This window comes from Marinococcus salis (assembly GCF_054971365.1).
The window spans coordinates 41,450-57,732 of sequence record NZ_JBQOJB010000017.1; the positions used below are offsets into that span (position 1 = coordinate 41,450).

The 16,283-nt window shown below is 46.2% G+C and carries 26 protein-coding genes; 25 read left to right on the forward strand and 1 reads right to left on the reverse strand.

Going from position 1 to position 16,283, the window contains the following annotated elements; genetic code table 11:
• The first annotated feature begins 15 nt into the window (after positions 1 to 15).
• The 25 genes from rplN (at position 16) to ACTTK6_RS13055 (ending at position 14,929) form a co-directional block, all read left to right on the forward strand.
• Positions 16 to 384: a 50S ribosomal protein L14 gene (rplN, locus tag ACTTK6_RS12935; RefSeq protein ID WP_079475114.1), complete on the forward strand. Its 369-nt coding sequence runs from the start codon at positions 16 to 18 to the stop codon at positions 382 to 384.
• Positions 385 to 431: 47 nt separating this feature from the next.
• The gene (gene rplX / locus ACTTK6_RS12940) at positions 432 to 755 is read left to right on the forward strand and encodes a 50S ribosomal protein L24 (RefSeq protein ID WP_079475115.1); all 324 of its coding nucleotides are present in this window, start codon (positions 432 to 434) and stop codon (positions 753 to 755) included.
• Positions 756 to 786: 31 nt separating this feature from the next.
• A complete protein-coding gene (gene rplE / locus ACTTK6_RS12945; RefSeq protein WP_079475116.1) occupies positions 787 to 1,326 on the forward strand; it encodes a 50S ribosomal protein L5 in 540 nt (179 codons plus the stop codon).
• 64 nt (positions 1,327 to 1,390) lie between these two features.
• The gene (rpsH, locus tag ACTTK6_RS12950; protein ID WP_079475117.1) at positions 1,391 to 1,789 is read left to right on the forward strand and encodes a 30S ribosomal protein S8; all 399 of its coding nucleotides are present in this window, start codon (positions 1,391 to 1,393) and stop codon (positions 1,787 to 1,789) included.
• 32 nt (positions 1,790 to 1,821) lie between these two features.
• On the forward strand, positions 1,822 to 2,358 hold the full coding sequence (rplF, locus tag ACTTK6_RS12955) for a 50S ribosomal protein L6 (RefSeq protein ID WP_079475118.1): 537 nt from the start codon (positions 1,822 to 1,824) through the stop codon (positions 2,356 to 2,358).
• Between the two features lie 44 nt (positions 2,359 to 2,402).
• The gene (gene rplR / locus ACTTK6_RS12960) at positions 2,403 to 2,762 is read left to right on the forward strand and encodes a 50S ribosomal protein L18 (RefSeq protein WP_079475119.1); all 360 of its coding nucleotides are present in this window, start codon (positions 2,403 to 2,405) and stop codon (positions 2,760 to 2,762) included.
• 20 nt (positions 2,763 to 2,782) lie between these two features.
• Positions 2,783 to 3,283: a 30S ribosomal protein S5 gene (gene rpsE / locus ACTTK6_RS12965; protein ID WP_079475120.1), complete on the forward strand. Its 501-nt coding sequence runs from the start codon at positions 2,783 to 2,785 to the stop codon at positions 3,281 to 3,283.
• Between the two features lie 13 nt (positions 3,284 to 3,296).
• A complete protein-coding gene (gene rpmD, locus ACTTK6_RS12970; protein WP_079475121.1) occupies positions 3,297 to 3,485 on the forward strand; it encodes a 50S ribosomal protein L30 in 189 nt (62 codons plus the stop codon).
• A gap of 32 nt (positions 3,486 to 3,517) precedes the next feature.
• Positions 3,518 to 3,958, forward strand: coding sequence for a 50S ribosomal protein L15 (rplO, locus tag ACTTK6_RS12975; RefSeq protein WP_079475122.1), 441 nt, complete (start codon positions 3,518 to 3,520; stop codon positions 3,956 to 3,958).
• Positions 3,958 to 5,250, forward strand: coding sequence for a preprotein translocase subunit SecY (gene secY, locus ACTTK6_RS12980; protein ID WP_462833615.1), 1,293 nt, complete (start codon positions 3,958 to 3,960; stop codon positions 5,248 to 5,250). The genes rplO and secY overlap by 1 nt, the downstream gene beginning before the upstream one ends.
• Before the next feature lie 70 nt (positions 5,251 to 5,320).
• Entirely contained in the window at positions 5,321 to 5,974 is a 654-nt protein-coding gene (locus ACTTK6_RS12985) for an adenylate kinase (protein ID WP_079475124.1), read from the forward strand.
• Positions 5,975 to 6,230: 256 nt separating this feature from the next.
• Positions 6,231 to 6,539: a KOW domain-containing RNA-binding protein gene (locus tag ACTTK6_RS12990; RefSeq protein ID WP_143745403.1), complete on the forward strand. Its 309-nt coding sequence runs from the start codon at positions 6,231 to 6,233 to the stop codon at positions 6,537 to 6,539.
• A gap of 3 nt (positions 6,540 to 6,542) precedes the next feature.
• A complete protein-coding gene (gene infA, locus ACTTK6_RS12995) occupies positions 6,543 to 6,761 on the forward strand; it encodes a translation initiation factor IF-1 (RefSeq protein ID WP_026702375.1) in 219 nt (72 codons plus the stop codon).
• Positions 6,762 to 6,830: 69 nt separating this feature from the next.
• Positions 6,831 to 6,944, forward strand: coding sequence for a 50S ribosomal protein L36 (rpmJ, locus tag ACTTK6_RS13000; protein ID WP_079475125.1), 114 nt, complete (start codon positions 6,831 to 6,833; stop codon positions 6,942 to 6,944).
• Positions 6,945 to 6,962: 18 nt separating this feature from the next.
• On the forward strand, positions 6,963 to 7,331 hold the full coding sequence (gene rpsM, locus ACTTK6_RS13005; RefSeq protein WP_079475126.1) for a 30S ribosomal protein S13: 369 nt from the start codon (positions 6,963 to 6,965) through the stop codon (positions 7,329 to 7,331).
• Between the two features lie 26 nt (positions 7,332 to 7,357).
• Complete coding sequence (rpsK, locus tag ACTTK6_RS13010; protein WP_079475127.1) at positions 7,358 to 7,753, forward strand: 30S ribosomal protein S11; 396 nt, start codon at positions 7,358 to 7,360, stop codon at positions 7,751 to 7,753.
• A 130-nt stretch (positions 7,754 to 7,883) separates the two neighbouring features.
• The gene (locus tag ACTTK6_RS13015) at positions 7,884 to 8,828 is read left to right on the forward strand and encodes a DNA-directed RNA polymerase subunit alpha (RefSeq protein WP_079475128.1); all 945 of its coding nucleotides are present in this window, start codon (positions 7,884 to 7,886) and stop codon (positions 8,826 to 8,828) included.
• 36 nt (positions 8,829 to 8,864) lie between these two features.
• The gene (gene rplQ / locus ACTTK6_RS13020; RefSeq protein ID WP_022794495.1) at positions 8,865 to 9,224 is read left to right on the forward strand and encodes a 50S ribosomal protein L17; all 360 of its coding nucleotides are present in this window, start codon (positions 8,865 to 8,867) and stop codon (positions 9,222 to 9,224) included.
• 137 nt (positions 9,225 to 9,361) lie between these two features.
• Complete coding sequence (locus ACTTK6_RS13025; RefSeq protein ID WP_462833616.1) at positions 9,362 to 10,165, forward strand: energy-coupling factor transporter ATPase; 804 nt, start codon at positions 9,362 to 9,364, stop codon at positions 10,163 to 10,165.
• A 4-nt stretch (positions 10,166 to 10,169) separates the two neighbouring features.
• Positions 10,170 to 11,045 carry an energy-coupling factor transporter ATPase gene (locus ACTTK6_RS13030; RefSeq protein WP_462833617.1) on the forward strand — a complete coding sequence of 292 codons (876 nt, stop codon included), beginning with the start codon at positions 10,170 to 10,172 and terminating at the stop codon, positions 11,043 to 11,045.
• Positions 11,038 to 11,835: an energy-coupling factor transporter transmembrane component T family protein gene (locus ACTTK6_RS13035; protein ID WP_462833618.1), complete on the forward strand. Its 798-nt coding sequence runs from the start codon at positions 11,038 to 11,040 to the stop codon at positions 11,833 to 11,835. Before ACTTK6_RS13030 ends, ACTTK6_RS13035 begins: the two co-directional genes overlap by 8 nt.
• Positions 11,836 to 11,854: 19 nt before the next feature.
• The gene (truA, locus tag ACTTK6_RS13040; protein WP_462833619.1) at positions 11,855 to 12,592 is read left to right on the forward strand and encodes a tRNA pseudouridine(38-40) synthase TruA; all 738 of its coding nucleotides are present in this window, start codon (positions 11,855 to 11,857) and stop codon (positions 12,590 to 12,592) included.
• Positions 12,593 to 12,835: 243 nt separating this feature from the next.
• Positions 12,836 to 13,273: a 50S ribosomal protein L13 gene (gene rplM / locus ACTTK6_RS13045; RefSeq protein WP_079475134.1), complete on the forward strand. Its 438-nt coding sequence runs from the start codon at positions 12,836 to 12,838 to the stop codon at positions 13,271 to 13,273.
• A gap of 20 nt (positions 13,274 to 13,293) precedes the next feature.
• Positions 13,294 to 13,686 carry a 30S ribosomal protein S9 gene (gene rpsI, locus ACTTK6_RS13050; protein WP_022794501.1) on the forward strand — a complete coding sequence of 131 codons (393 nt, stop codon included), beginning with the start codon at positions 13,294 to 13,296 and terminating at the stop codon, positions 13,684 to 13,686.
• Positions 13,687 to 13,876: 190 nt separating this feature from the next.
• Positions 13,877 to 14,929: a P-loop NTPase gene (locus tag ACTTK6_RS13055; RefSeq protein ID WP_094908827.1), complete on the forward strand. Its 1,053-nt coding sequence runs from the start codon at positions 13,877 to 13,879 to the stop codon at positions 14,927 to 14,929.
• Between the two features lie 55 nt (positions 14,930 to 14,984).
• Here the strand turns inward: ACTTK6_RS13055 and ACTTK6_RS13060 are convergent, their stop codons facing one another.
• Complete coding sequence (locus ACTTK6_RS13060; protein WP_462833621.1) at positions 14,985 to 15,842, reverse strand: HAD family hydrolase; 858 nt, start codon at positions 15,840 to 15,842, stop codon at positions 14,985 to 14,987.
• Positions 15,843 to 16,283 lie beyond the last annotated feature (441 nt).

Below are 16,283 nucleotides of genomic sequence, written 5' to 3' on the forward strand. Positions count from 1 at the left end.
GAGGTACCGTGACCTATGATCCAACAAGAATCACGCTTAAGAGTAGCGGATAACTCTGGTGCCCGCGAAGTCCAGTGTATAAAAGTTCTAGGCGGTTCCGGCCGTAAAACTGCTAACATCGGTGACATGATTACGTGCTCTGTCAAACAAGCAACACCAGGGGGCGTTGTCAAAAAAGGCGAGATTGTCCAGGCAGTTATTGTACGTTCCCGCAGCGGCGTCCGCCGTCCAGACGGTTCTTACATTCGCTTTGACGAAAACGCAGCCGTAATCGTACGTACGGACAAAGGACCACGTGGAACACGTATCTTTGGTCCAGTAGCAAGAGAGCTTCGTGACGAGCAGTATATGAAAATTATCTCCCTTGCACCGGAAGTGCTGTAATACAAATATCATGCGAAGTCGTGATGTCCCGTTAAGGAGGTGCGAAAATGGCCCAAAATAAGCTTCATGTTAAACAGGGTGAAAAAGTAAAAGTAATCAGCGGCAAGGATAAAGGCAAAGAAGGCGTAATCCTTAAAGCAATGCCTGCGCAGGAGCGTGTAATCGTTGAAGGTGTGAACATCGTGAAAAAACATGCGAAGCCTTCCCAGGAAAACCCACAAGGCGGTATCTTAAACCAAGAAGCTGCCATTCACGTATCAAACGTTATGCCGCTTGATCCGAAATCCGGCGAACCAACACGGGTTGGTCACAAGGTAGAGAACGGCAAAAAAGTACGTGTCGCCAAAAAATCAGGTGAAGCCCTGAACTAAGTAAGACAAAGGACGAGAGGAGGTCACACGAATGAACGCTTTAAAAGAAAAGTATCAAACATCAATCGTACCGAGTCTGCACGAGAAATTCGACTATTCTTCCGTAATGGGAGTACCGAAGGTTGATAAAATTGTTATTAACATGGGTGTCGGGGAAGCAGTACAAAACCCTCGCTCATTGGATAAAGCAGTAGAAGAGCTGGAAGCAATCAGCGGGCAGAAGCCTTTGATTACAAAAGCAAAACGTTCTATTGCAGGATTTAAACTTCGTGAAGGTATGCCAATCGGTGCAAAGGTAACTTTGCGCGGTGCACGTATGTATGACTTCCTGGAAAAATTAATCCACGTCACGCTTCCACGTGTCCGTGACTTCCGCGGGGTGTCAAACAAAGCATTTGACGGCCGTGGCAACTACACACTCGGTGTACGTGAACAATTGATCTTCCCGGAAATTTCCTACGATCAGGTAGAAAAAGTACGCGGAATGGATATCGTTATCGTTACTACTGCTTCGACTGATGAAGAATCTTACGAACTGCTCAATCAAATGGGCATGCCGTTTCAAAAATAAATTATTCACGTAAACGCCGGCAGCAGCCGGCGCACGACCCCGTAACTGGGAGGGAGGTATTCAAATGGTCATGACAGATCCGATTGCTGATATGCTGACTCGTATCCGCAACGCAAACATGGTGAACCACGAGAAAGTAGAATTTCCTGCATCGAACCTGAAAAAAGAAATCGCTGAAATCCTCAAGCTGGAAGGTTTCATTCGCGACGTTGAATATGTCGATGATAAAAAACAGGGAATGATCCGCTTATTCTTAAAAACTGGTACAGAAAACAAAAAAGTTATTTCTGGTATCAAACGTATCAGTAAACCAGGTCTCCGTGTTTATGCAGGATCCAACGAGGTTCCTAAAGTGCTGGGCGGACTTGGTATCGCAGTAATTTCTACATCTAAAGGCGTTATGTCTGATAAAGAAGCAAGAAAGCAAAACGTGGGCGGCGAAGTTCTCGCATACGTTTGGTAATAAAATCGTTATAAAGAACGGAGGTGTGCAGTATGTCTCGTATTGGCCTGAAACCAATCGAAATTCCAGAAGGCGTGACAATCGCTAAAGATGGAAATACAGTTACAGTCAAAGGACCAAAAGGTGAATTGAGCCGTGAACTTCACCCGGTTATCACTGTGAATCTTGGAGAGTCGGAAGTAACTTTCGAACGCCATTCTGATAATAAAGAGCACCGCTCGCTCCACGGTACGACCCGAAGCCTTGTAAACAACATGGTAGAAGGCGTAACAAAAGGTTATGAAAAGAATCTTGAGCTCGTCGGTGTAGGTTATCGTGCGCAGAAATCCGGTGAAAAGCTGGTACTAAACGTTGGTTACTCCCACCCGGTAGAATTCGTTTCCGAGGAAGGAATCGATATTGAAGTGCCTTCTAACACAAAAGTGACCGTTCGCGGTATTGATAAAGAACGCGTTGGTGCTGTAGCGTCCAACATTCGCTCTGTACGTCTTCCTGAACCATATAAAGGCAAAGGAATCCGCTACGAAGGAGAAGAAGTTCGCCGTAAAGAAGGTAAGACGGGTAAATAATTGTTAATTAACATCGTAACAAGCACGAAAGGAGGAACTGTACGATGGCTCAAGCAACAAGCTATGAAAAACGCAAAAAACGCCATATGAGTATCCGCCGTAAAATCAGCGGTACACCAGAACGCCCTCGCCTGAACGTTTTCCGTTCTGCAAAGCATATCTATGCGCAGCTGATCGACGACGAAGCAGGGGTGACACTGGTAGCAGCTTCGACAATGGAAAGAAATTCCGGAATCGAAAATGGCGGCAATAAAGAGGCAGCCCGTAAAATCGGGGAAACTCTCGCCAAGCGTGCTACGGAAAAAGGCTATGATACAGTCGTTTTTGACCGGGGTGGATTTGTTTATCACGGCCGTGTTCAAGAACTCGCTGAAGCAGCCCGGGAAAACGGACTAAAATTCTAAAAAGCAAGGGAGGGACAAGAATGCAAGGTATTGATCCGAACAAACTGGAACTTGAAGAACGCGTTGTAACTATCAATCGTGTGGCAAAAGTGGTAAAAGGTGGACGTAACTTCCGCTTTGCAGCACTCGTAGTAGTTGGAGACCGTAACGGCCATGTCGGCTTTGGCCAGGGGAAAGCTCTCGAAGTACCGGAAGCAATCCGTAAAGCGGTAGAAAATGCTAAAAAGGACCTTGTGCAAATTCCTATCGTAGGAACAACTATTCCACACGAAATCACTGGTCACTTTGGCGCAGGCAACGTTCTGTTGAAGCCTGCATCTGAAGGTACCGGAGTGATCGCTGGCGGACCAGTACGTGCCATCTTAGAGCTTGGCGGCGTACAGGACATTCTGTCGAAATCTCTTGGTTCCAACAATCCTATTAACATGGTTCGCGCTACTATCGACGGATTAACTTCTTTGAAAACAGCAGAAGAAGTAGCTAAATTGCGTGGTAAGAGCGTCGAAGAATTGTTAGGATAAGGGGGGAAAGCAAATGGCCAAACAATTGGAAATTACCCTTAGCCGCAGCATGATCGGACGTCCGGAAGATCAGCGCGTAACAGTCCGTACACTTGGTTTGCATAAAATAAACCGTACGGTAGTAAAAGAAGACAATCCTGCAATCCGCGGTATGGTGAATAAAGTGTCTCACTTGCTGACGGTAAAAGAACTGGACCAATAAATCTCATTCCTAAATGACAGGGAGGTGGCATCATGAAACTCCACGAACTTCAGCCTGCAAAAGGCAAAAACAAACAGCGTAACCGTGTTGGCCGGGGACCGGCTTCCGGCAACGGCAAAACTTCCGGCCGCGGACATAAAGGACAGAACGCTCGTTCCGGCGGTGGTGTACGTCCAGGTTTTGAAGGTGGGCAAAACCCTATCTTCAAGCGTCTGCCAAAACGCGGCTTTACGAACATTAATCGTAAAGACTATGCTATTGTAAATGTGGAAACGCTCAACAGCTTCGACAATGGTACAACAATTACTCCAGAGACGTTGCTTGAAAAAGGCGTAATCAGCAAATACAAAGATGGCGTGAAAATTCTAGGCAACGGCAAGTTGGAGAAAGAGCTTCAAGTGCACGCGAACAAGTTCTCTGCTTCAGCAGTGCAAGCAATTGAAGCAGCGGGCGGAAAAACCGAGGTGGTCTAATGTTCCGCACGATTATCAACATGTTTCGTGTGAGTGACATTCGAAACAAGGTGTTGTTCACCTTAGTCATGTTGATTATATTTCGGATCGGAAGTTTTATTCCGGTGCCTGGGACAAACCGTCAGGTGCTGAATTTCTCTGATGAAGCAAGTGCATTTGGCTTTTTGAACACGTTTGGAGGCGGGGCGCTGTCGCAGTATTCCATATTTGCGATGGGCGTCATGCCATACATTACCGCTTCAATTGTGGTACAATTGCTTCGTATGGACGTTGTGCCTAGATTTTCGGAATGGGCAAAACAGGGGGAAACAGGAAGACGGAAACTGAATCAGTTTACCCGTTATTTCACTATTGTTCTTGCATTTGTTCAGGGACTTGGAATGTCTGTTGGGTTTAACAACTATTTTCCAGGCCTTATTCCGAACCCAAATGTTGCTAAATATATATTTATTGCGTTGATAATGACAGCCGGCACGGCTTTTTTAATGTGGCTTGGTGAGCAAATCACTGCAAAAGGTGTGGGGAACGGTATCTCTATCCTGATCTTTGCCGGTATTGCGGCGGGTATTCCTAATGGGATCAACCAAATTTATGCAACGCAGATCCAGGATGCTGGCGGAGAGTTATATATAGGCATTATCACTATAGCGCTTCTGGCAGTAGCAGTTCTTGCTATTATTGTAGGCGTCATTTTTGTACAGCAGGCGCTGCGCAAAATTCCTATTCAATATGCAAAACGAACTGTTGGACGGAGCCCGGTTGGCGGACAGTCCACACACCTTCCTTTAAAAGTGAACGCTGCAGGGGTTATCCCGGTTATTTTTGCGTTGGCATTATTTATTTTTCCGCCGACAGCAGCAAGCTTTATTGGTGAGGAAAATGCGATTGCCAACTGGATTGTAAATAACTTTGATTATACGCAGCCTATAGGAATGGTCGTATATGCAGCTTTAATCATTGCGTTTACGTACTTTTATGCCTTTGTCCAGGTGAATCCCGAACAAATGACGGAGAACCTGAAAAAGCAGGGTGGCTACATTCCTGGCATACGCCCAGGGTTTGCCACTGAAAAGTACATCCGGCGGACGCTTTACAGGCTTACATTTGTCGGAGCCCTGTTTTTAACCGTGGTTGCCATCATTCCAGTCTTTTTCATCACACAGATGGGTCTCCCACAGTCGATTCAAATTGGCGGCACAGGCCTTCTAATCGTTGTAGGGGTAGCTTTGGAAACGATGAAGCAAGTAGAAAGCCAGTTAGTTAAACGGAACTATCGCGGTTTCATTAAATAGAATTGGCCTCGAAGATGAAGCTCGCCTATGCCGCTTCCCTTCGGGTAAAATAGTCGTTGGAGGAGATAGCGTGAATCTGATATTGATGGGGCTGCCGGGTGCTGGAAAAGGCACGCAGGCTGCAACAATTAGTGAAGAATACAATATTCCCCACATTTCTACTGGGGACATGTTCCGCACAGCCATTAAAGAAGAGACCGAGCTTGGCAGACAGGCAAAGTCTTACATGGATGCTGGTGATTTAGTTCCAGATGAAGTCACAAACGGTATTGTTGAAGAACGTTTGCAAAAAGAAGACTGCCGGAACGGATTCTTGCTCGATGGTTTTCCTAGAACTCCGGCACAAGCCGGGGCATTGGAAAAAATGCTTTCGGATATGGGCAGGCAGCTTGACTACGTACTGAACATTGATGTTCCAAAAGAAAAACTTGAAGAACGTCTTACCGGCCGTCGCGTTTCCCCTTCCTCCGGCAGAACGTATCATGTTATTTACAACCCGCCGAAGCAGGAAGGCGTTGATGATGTAGATGGAAGTGAACTTGTTCAGCGCGATGATGATAAACCAGAAACGGTTAAGCGCCGTTTGGAAGTAAACATTGAACAACAGCAGCCGTTGATTGATTTCTATAAAGAAAAAGGATATCTCCGTAACATCGATGGAGATCAGGATATAGATAACGTATTTCATGACATTGAAGCACTCTTGAAAGACCTTCGTGCATGATTGTTTGTAAAAAGGGTCGAAAACTCGTTATAATACGGGAAGTGCGATGTGGCAGCAACGTTTCATGATTAACTATGAAACTGCTTATCGGATGCGATCCGGGAACATGATGCAATACCATCATTTTAGGGGTACACTGAATTTGCCTAGAGCAAACACGTATACACCCTCTCCGATGGTTGGACAGCCCAGGCCGTGTAAAACAGCAGCCAGGTTGCTAAATCCTAACGAAGCCTAAGGAAAAGAGGATGCATGCATGAAAGATTCGGAGTCAAGGCGACCCGATCTGGGACAAATCGTTCGAGTGACCCGGGGGCGTGAAGCTGGTCAGTACGCGGTAGTAATTGACGTGCTGGACGATAAGTTTCTCATGTTGGCTGACGGGGAAAGACGAAAGTTCGATCGGGGAAAGAAGAAAAACACGTCCCACGTAGAATTACTTTCGTATATTTCGCCGGAAGTACAGTCAAGTTTAACTGAGACCGGCCGAGTGACTAACGCGAAAATCCGGCACGCTCTTTACACCTTTTTTGAACAAGAAGCCTTATTTGAAAAGGAGAATTAATTCATGGCCAAAGATGATGTTATTGAAATGGAAGGCACGGTCATTGAACCTCTTCCAAACGCTATGTTTCGTGTTGAGCTTGAAAATGGACACAAAATTTTAGCGCATGTTTCCGGCAAAATCCGTATGCATTTCATCCGGATTCTCCCGGGTGATAAAGTAACTGTAGAAATTTCACCGTACGATCTTTCCCGCGGGCGTATTACGTACCGCTATAAATAGACCCGCAGAGTTATTCTTGAGCACTCTTACCAATGCATGGCATGCATGCAGTGAAGGAGGTAAATGGAAATGAAAGTAAGACCTTCCGTTAAAAAGATTTGTGACAATTGTAAAGTTATTCGCCGTAAAGGTTCGGTAATGGTAATTTGCTCGAACCCGAAGCATAAACAAAGACAAGGATAATAAAAAGGAGGTGCCCGCATGGCACGTGTTGCAGGAGTAGATATTCCGCGCGATAAGCGTATTGCTATTTCACTCACTTACGTATACGGCATTGGCAAGTCGCTTGCAGTGACAGTTCTGAACGAAGCTGATGTTGACCAGAACACCCGCGTACGTGATTTAACAGAAGACGAGCTGGCCCGTATCCGTACGGCTATTGATAACAATCATACGGTAGAAGGGGATCTTCGCCGTGAAACTTCCCTCGATATCAAACGCTTGATGGAAATCGGAAGCTATCGTGGAATTCGTCACCGCCGTGGGCTGCCGCTTCGCGGACAAAACACGAAAAACAATTCCCGTACCCGTAAAGGCCCGCGTCGTACAGTAGCAAACAAACGCAAATAATTTATTTATAAAGGAGGTTACCTATTATGGCAAAAACAAAGTCGAACGCACCACGTAAACGCCGCCAGCGCAAGAATATAGAGTCGGGTGTGGCTCATATCCGCTCGACGTTTAACAACACGATTGTAAACATTACGGACGTGCAGGGAAACACACTTGCATGGGCAAGCGCTGGAGTGCTTGGTTTCAAAGGCTCCCGTAAGTCCACTCCGTTCGCAGCTCAAATGACTGCAGAGACAGCAACAAAAGCTGCGATGGAACACGGATTGAAAAGCGTAGAAGTTACAGTGAAGGGTCCAGGAGCTGGACGTGAAGCTGCAATTCGTTCTCTTCAGGCAACCGGGGTAGAAGTTACGGTCATTCGTGATGTAACACCAGTCCCTCATAACGGGTGCCGCCCGCCAAAACGTCCACGTGCATAACTGAAAGCGAACATGACTATTGCAAAGGATGCAGGTTAGAAGGAGTGCTTTTGCAGTCCGCTTTCCTGTTTTCCTTATTTCCGGCACCGGCTGCCGGATGTACGACGTTTGAAGGAGGGTACGCAAACAAATGATCGAAATTGAAAAGCCTAACATTGAAGCGGTCGAAGTGAGCGAGGATGCCAAGTTTGGCAAATTTGTTGTTGAACCATTGGAACGTGGTTATGGTACTACCCTGGGGAATTCCCTGCGTCGTATTCTCTTATCTTCGTTACCGGGAGCAGCAGTTTCTACGGTTCAGATCGATGGAGTTCTTCATGAGTTTTCTACGATTGAAGGCGTACTTGAAGACGTAACAACCATTATTTTGAATTTGAAAAAGCTTGCTTTAAAAGTGTACTCTGATGATGAAAAAGTGCTCGAGGTGGACGTGCAGGGAGAAGGTACAGTAACTGCTCGTGACATTACGCATGACAGCGACGTGGAAATCCTGAATCCGGATCTTCACATTGCCACATTATCAAAAAACGCCAATTTGCATATGCGCCTTACCGCTCATCGCGGGCGCGGCTATGTCCCGGCTGAAGGAAACAACAGCGACGACCTTCCAATTGGTGTTATTCCTATTGATTCTATTTATACGCCAGTAGAGCGTGTGAATTACCAGGTGGAGAATACTCGTGTCGGACAAATTACCAACTATGATAAGTTAACGTTGGACGTTTGGACAGACGGAAGCATCCGTCCCGAAGAAGCAGTATCGCTTGGGGCAAAAATTATGAATGAGCATTTGAATATCTTTATCGGGTTGACCGACCAAGCACAGAATGCGGAAATTATGGTGGAAAAAGAGGAAGACCAAAAAGAAAAAGTACTTGAAATGACGATTGAAGAACTTGATCTTTCGGTGCGTTCCTACAACTGCCTGAAACGCGCTGGTATCAATACTGTGCAGGAACTGACGCAAAAGTCAGAGGAAGATATGATGAAAGTCCGGAACCTCGGGCGCAAATCGCTGGAAGAAGTTCAGGAAAAATTAGGTGAACTCGGCCTCGGTTTACGCGAAGAGGACTAAGCATAAATACTTGTTTGATTAAAGGAGGGAATTGTAATGCCATACTCAAAGCTTGGACGCGACACGTCGGCAAGAAAAGCACTCTTTCGTGATTTGACGACCGACCTTATTATTAACGGCCGGATTGAAACTACTCACGCTAAAGCAAAAGAGGTACAGCCGATCGCAGAAAAAATTATTACTCTCGGAAAACGTGGAGATTTGCACGCCCGCCGTCAGGCCGCTGCATTTGTCCGCAAGGAGACAGCTAATGAAGAAGGACAGGATGCTGTTCAAAAATTGTTCTCTGAAATTGGCCCTCGTTATGAAGACCGTCAAGGCGGCTACACGCGCGTACTGAAACTTGGACCGCGCCGTGGGGATGCTGCTGAAATGGCTATCATCGAACTTGTATAAACGGGAAGTCCTCGTTTATACATTTCTTTCATTTGCAAATGAAGGTTATAGGTAAAAGAGGCAGGACGATGTCTGTAAAGACTGCGTCTTGCTTTTTTTCTATGTAAAAATTGAACATTAAAGGGAGGGGAGAGGGCATGGCAATTATTGAACTCCGGGAGCTCGAGTATCAATACGAAGAGAGTGATGAAAAGGTATTAAAAGGATTAACCAAAGATGTCCATCGCGGGGAATGGCTTTCAATTATAGGAGCTAACGGTTCTGGAAAATCAACACTCTCCCGTCTTTTTAATGGCCTGTCTCAGCCAACAGAGGGCTCAGTGCATGTGTTAGGAAAAAACACCGCGGATGATAAGGCTTTGCAAATGATTCGGCAGGAGGTTGGGATGGTTTTTCAAAACCCGGAGCACCAGTTTGTGGCGCCGACAGTGCGTGACGATATTGCTTTTGGCATGGAAAACGCTGGTGTTCCGCGTGAAGTGATGCTTGAACGAATTAAGGAAGTCAGCCAATGGGTAAACATTGAACAAATTTTACATATGGAGCCGCACCGTCTGTCCGGAGGCCAGAAGCAACGGGCAGCGATAGCTGGGATCCTTGCTTTGCGACCGCAGGTAATGGTGTTTGATGAATCAACCTCGATGCTTGATCCAAACGGCAGAAAAGAAATTTTGGAAACAATGAGCCGGCTGTGCCGTGAATCAGGTATTACTATTATCTCCATTACGCATTATCTCGAAGAAGCTTTTAAGTCTGATCGTATTTGGTTCATGAAAGCAGGGCGTATCGAAAAAGATATTACGACAAAAAACATTCCAGATCAGCTGGAATGGATGGAAGCGGAAGGGATGCCACTTCCCTATAAATACCAGCTCTATCAGGAAGTAAAGAAGCGGAGAATCGATATGCGAACGCTCCGTACCATGGTTGAAGGAGAGTAGCAGCATGGATGTGAATTTTCAGGAAGTAAGCCATGTGTACATGCAAAAAACGCCTTTTGAAACACTGGCACTTAAAAACGTAAATGCGTATTTTCGTGCTTCTTCAGTAACAGCTGTAATAGGGCGTACAGGATCGGGGAAATCGACGCTCGTGCAGCATATCAATGGGCTGTTGAAGCCTTCCGCAGGAGTGGTGAGCGTAGGAGAACATCATCTCGAAGCCAAAACAAAACGGAAAACAGTCAAAGCGGTGCGGAGTCATGTCGGCATGGTATTTCAGTATCCTGAACATCAGCTGTTCGAGGAAACGGTGGAAAAGGATTTGTTGTTTGGGCCGAAAAATAAAGGGATGGATGTAGCGGAAATCCAAAAGAAGCTTCCAGAGCTACTGCAGCAGGTGGGGCTCAGTGAGTCACTGCTCAAGCGCTCCCCGTTCGAGCTGAGCGGGGGCCAGATGCGGCGGGTCGCAATTGCTGGAGTGCTTGCCACCAATCCGGATATTCTTATTTTGGATGAACCAACTGCGGGGCTCGATCCCCAGGGACAAAAAGAAATCCTGAAACTGTTTATGAATTGGCAGCGTACGTATCAGCCGACCACAATCATGATTACACATCAAATGGAAGAAGCGGCCGCCTTTGCTGAGTATATGTACGTGATGGAGGATGCAGAGATCAAAATGCAGGGAGAGCCCGAAACTATTTATGCCCAGCGGAAAAAGCTGCAGGAGATGGATCTGGATATTCCGGAACAGGTACAGGTGCTCCAACAAATTGAACAGGACAGCGGCATCCGTTTTCCGCATTATCAGCTTTCCCCGGCAGAAGCTGCTGACTATTGGCAGTGGGCGGTTCAGAATGGAGGGGTGCCGCGTGTTTGAAAATGTCATTATTGGCCAGTACCTGCCCGGGCGCTCCTATCTCCATCACATGGACCCCCGGGCGAAAATTGCCGCCGTTGTTTTTTTAATTATTGTTATTTTTCTTGTGAACAGCTGGCACGGGTACGCGCTTTTTGGAGGTGCAGCGATAGCCGTTTATTTTCTCTCGGGGGTGCCGTTTCGGTATATTCGCAAGGGGATGTTTCCTGTATTCATTTTAGTAATATTAACTTTCTTTCTGCATGCTTTTTTCACAAGAGACGGCGAGGTGCTTTTTTCTATTGGTATATTTTCTTTTTATGAGGAAGGCATCCGTCAGGGATTGTTTATTTCTCTTCGTCTGCTGCTGCTCGTATACTTTACATCGCTCTTAACGCTGACGACAAGCCCGATTGACCTTACAGATGCACTGGAGCAAATGTTCTCCCCACTCGAGCGCTTTAAGTTTCCCGCCTACGATGTAGCGATGATGATGTCGATTGCGATCCGGTTTATTCCTACGCTGCTGCAGGAAACAGAAAAAATTATTAAAGCCCAGACGGCCCGCGGTGCTGACTTCAACAAAGGCTCCATGCGGGACCGGATGCAGGCGTTTGTTTCACTTTTGGTGCCGTTATTTGTACGTGCTTTCCGCCGGGCGGAAGATTTAGCCTATGCTATGGAGGCCCGCGGCTATAACGGAGGCGAAGGACGCACCAAACTTCGTCTGCTCGTGTGGGGATGGCGGGATACTTTGTGTTGTTGCCTGATCGCGGTGTTTGGAGTTATTTTATTGTTTTTACGCCAGTAATTGAAAGGAGGAGAGCCCGGTGCCGAGAGTGAAAGCAACAGTGGCGTATGATGGTACGTTTTTTGAAGGCTGGCAGGTGCAGCCGGGACGCCGGACCGTCCAGCGAGAAATCGAAGAGGCGCTGCAGAAAATGCATAAAGGAGTTCACGTGCCAATTCATGCTTCGGGAAGGACGGACTCAGGCGTGCACGCAAAAGGCCAGGTCTTCCATTTTGATTCTCCGCTGCAGCTGCCGGAGCATAAATGGGGGAAGGCCCTCGAAACTTTTCTGCCAAAAGATATCCACGTCTGGCACTCTGTGTATGCCGATGACGATTTTCACGCACGTTTTGACGCGGTGGAAAAAGAGTACCGGTACTGTGTGCTACTACGTAAAGAAAGGGACGTCTTCCGCCGGAACCATGCTTTTTATTACCCTTATCCTACAGATGTGGAAGCCGTGCAGAGGGCTGCCTACTACATTAAAGGAGAGCACGACTTTTCTTCCTTTTGTGCTTCCAATACTGATGTAACAGAGAAGACCCGGACAGTGTATGAAGCCGAGGCCAGGCTTGAGGGAGACGAGCTGTGGTTTACGTTCCGCGGGTCAGGCTTTTTGTACAATATGATTCGTATTGCTGTAGGGACGCTTCTTGAGGTGGGGAAAGGGAATCGCCGCCCAGAGGAAATAAAAACTATTATTGAATCAAAAGAGCGTGCGGCTGCGGGTAACACGGCCCCCGGCCATGGGCTGTATCTATGGCGGGTAAATTACTGACAGTTAAAGTTGTGCGTTAACAGTCTTTTTAGGTCAGTTGAAAGCTTATTTGGCTCTGGAGGAAATTGACTATAAAAAAACAACGTTTCCTGGTGTTTTAACATTGACATTTGGTCCCTGTTATTATACGATGTTATTTGGCATTTCACGTCCCACTGCCCCGGGATACGGAATGATGAGCGTAAATAAGACAAGTGATCGATGATATAATCGGCAGAGAATTGATTTAGGAGGGAAACAACTATGCGTACGACATACATGGCTAAGCCAGGCGAGGTAGAACGCAAATGGTACGTAGTAGACGCACAAGGCCAGACACTCGGACGTCTTGCCAGTGAAGTCGCTGCAATCCTTCGCGGTAAAACTAAGCCACAATACACCCCGCACATTGACGTTGGCGATAATGTAATTATCATTAATGCAGAGAAAATTCACCTTACCGGGAAAAAGCTTTCTCAAAAGTATTATCACCGCCACAGCGGTTATCCGGGTGGACTGAGATCTACACGCGCAGACGACATGCGCCGTGAGAAACCAGAAAAAATGCTCGAAATTGCTATTAAAGGCATGCTTCCGAAAAACACTCTTGGCCGTGAACAAGGCAAGAAGTTATTCGTATACGAAGGTCCAGAGCACAAACATCACGCACAACAACCAGAAGAACTGCAACTGCGCGGTTAAAATAAAAGGAGGGACTACATTTGGCACAAGTACAATACTACGGTACTGGACGCCGGAAAAACTCATCGGCTAGAGTTTTTCTTGAGCCAGGCGATGGAAAAATCACTGTAAACGACCGTGAACTCGACGAGTATTTCAACCTTGAAACATTGAAACTCGTTGTAAAGCAGCCACTCGCTGCTACTGGCACGGAAGGTTCTTATGACATTAAAGTCACTGTAAGAGGCGGCGGCTTCACCGGCCAGGCTGGTGCGATCCGTCACGGAGTAGCACGCGCCCTCTTGAAAGTAGACCCGGATTTCCGTCCTACACTGAAATCTGAAGGCTACCTGACTCGTGATGCACGTATGAAAGAACGTAAAAAATACGGTCTCAAAGCAGCACGTCGTGCGCCACAGTTCTCGAAGCGTTAATTTCATCTCTTCACTCAAAACTCCTTCTGCATTCAGCAGAGGGAGTTTTTTTACCTGATTTGTTTATATGTAGAGAAAAGCGGCAGGTTATAGTTGTAAACGTTTGAAATCTGCTTCTTAAAAACGGTATGCTAGATACGGAATGTTTCCAATAGTTACAGTTATAGTCTAGAGAAGGAAGGTGTGCAATGTGATTACAGAAGAACAGGTGCGCGAAGCACTTCAGTCCATAGAAGATCCTGATTTGGGCAAGCCGATCGCTGAAACCGGCGGTATTCGCAGTATCAGTGTAAAAGAAGACAGCAAAGTGCGTTTAAAGATAGCATTGGCGAAAACAGGTACGCCTGAACAGATGCAGATGCAGCAGCAGGTGGTGGATACGATCAAAGAGGCTGGTGCTGACTCAGTAGGGCTCCGTTTTGAAACCCTTGAGCCCGAAGAAGTAGAAAAAGCCGGGGGTCTCAAAGGTGAAGAAGGGCCGAAGATTTTATCTGAGGATAATAAAACCCAGTTTATTACGATTGCCAGCGGAAAAGGCGGCGTTGGTAAATCTACGGTTACAGTAAACACTGCTGTAGCACTGGCTCGTGCCGGAAAAAAAGTGGGTATTATCGACGCAGACATTTACGGGTTCAGCGTACCGGACATGATGGGCATTGAAGAACGCCCGAAAGTTCAAGACGAGCGGATCTATCCGGTAGAACGTTTTGGAGTTAAAGTTATATCGATGGGATTCTTTGTGGAGGACAACGCTCCGGTGGTCTGGAGAGGCCCTATGCTTGGAAAAATGCTCAATAATTTCTTTAATGAAGTAGAGTGGGGCGATCTCGATTATCTATTGCTGGATCTTCCACCAGGCACAGGAGATGTGGCACTCGATGTTCACACTACCCTGCCTGAAAGCCAGGAAATCATTGTTACTACTCCGCATCCGACTGCAGCATTTGTAGCGGCCCGTGCCGGAGCGATGGCGATTAAAACCAACCACCGTGTATTAGGGATCATTGAGAATATGGCCTATTATGAAAGCCGCAGCGGTGAGAAAGAATACGTCTTTGGCGAAGGCGGGGCAGACCGTTTGGCTGACGAGTTAAAAGTCGGTATCCTAAGCCGGGTTCCCCTCGGGCAGCCGCTTGAAGACGATAGCGTGTTCGCTCCGTCAGTATATCAGCCGGAACACCCAATTGGTGAGCTGTATGATGAACTGGCATCGACTATTATGAAGAAAGTGCCGACTGAATAAAAGTTAATTGAAAAGAAGCCGCCTGCAGAAATTTGCAGGCGGCTTCTTTTTCTTTCTATTTATTATATTGAATAAGCTCTTCCATCGGCTGCTGGAGAGAAGGGACCGTATAAACATACTTAGAAGAAAACTCAGTTAACGGACTGATATGAATGCTTTCAATTCCAAGGAGAACCCCGGGCATCACATCATTCATCAGGTTATCTCCGATGACCATTGTTTCCTGGGGATTCACCCGGTATTCTTCCATTAGCTGTTTGTAATGATCCTTCGTTTCTGCCGGCTTATTGGCGGAGGTAATTCTAGTGTAAGGAGGCAGCAGGTCATGGAGATTTAATTGCTGCAAAATGGCTTCTGCATCTTCATCATCACTATTGGTAACTAACACCATCTGCTTACCGTTAGATTGGAGCCATTGCAGGCCGGATCGGAGTGAAGGCGTGTGGGACAACTGGAAAGCTTCAGATGACATATATGTTTTAGTTTCTACGTAAGCAGCATAGGCTTCTTCCTTCGAAACGCCAAAATGTCTGGCAGTAGCGTGGGGCGTCCACCATCCATCCCCAATAGCTATTTTTTTATCAAAATCGAATGGAAAGCCTGCATACTCTTTTTTCCATATAGAAGGGTCCATTTCTTTTCCGGACCAACTGACCACTTTGATTGGCTGGGCAGACACTGGATCGAGATAGAGCACCCGGTCTTTTTCTGCATCGTAAGCTGTACCTATCTGCAGAGCCCGTTCACCTTTTTGAACAGCGTCGTATTCGGTAAAAAACGTGATCCTCTTTTTTTCTGGAATAAAAGCACCCAGTCGTTCAGCATAGTAGTCAAAGTGTTCAGTATCTTCATATAGCGTGCCATCCAGATCAAAGATTAATAATTCTTTATCGTTCCAGTGGATATCAGCCAATGGTCAATTCTCTCCTTTCTCCCTTACATACCACTAGAATAGCATAAAATCCGGCGCAATTAGTAATCAGAATAAAAAGGAAAGACCTATAAAAAAGGAGAGAAGGTAATAGATAATTGTACTTTAATTTATTTTTAAATTTTTTTAAAGAAATTATTAAAAATTGTTGACCGCTTAGAGCCACGGTGATATATTTATACATGCGCTTTCGAGAGAAGTGGAAAGCAACAACTGGAAATAATAAAATTTATAAATTGTTGTTGACTTTCATTTGCCTACTTGGTATGATATTAATTGTCGCTTTGAGCGGCAGATCGTTCTTTGAAAAGGAAAGACAAGCCAGAGCCCCAATCAAAAGCAACACTTTTTTAGGGCATCACTGATGCCACAGCATCAAACTTTTTACGGAGAGTTTGATCCTGGCTCAGGACGAACGCTGGC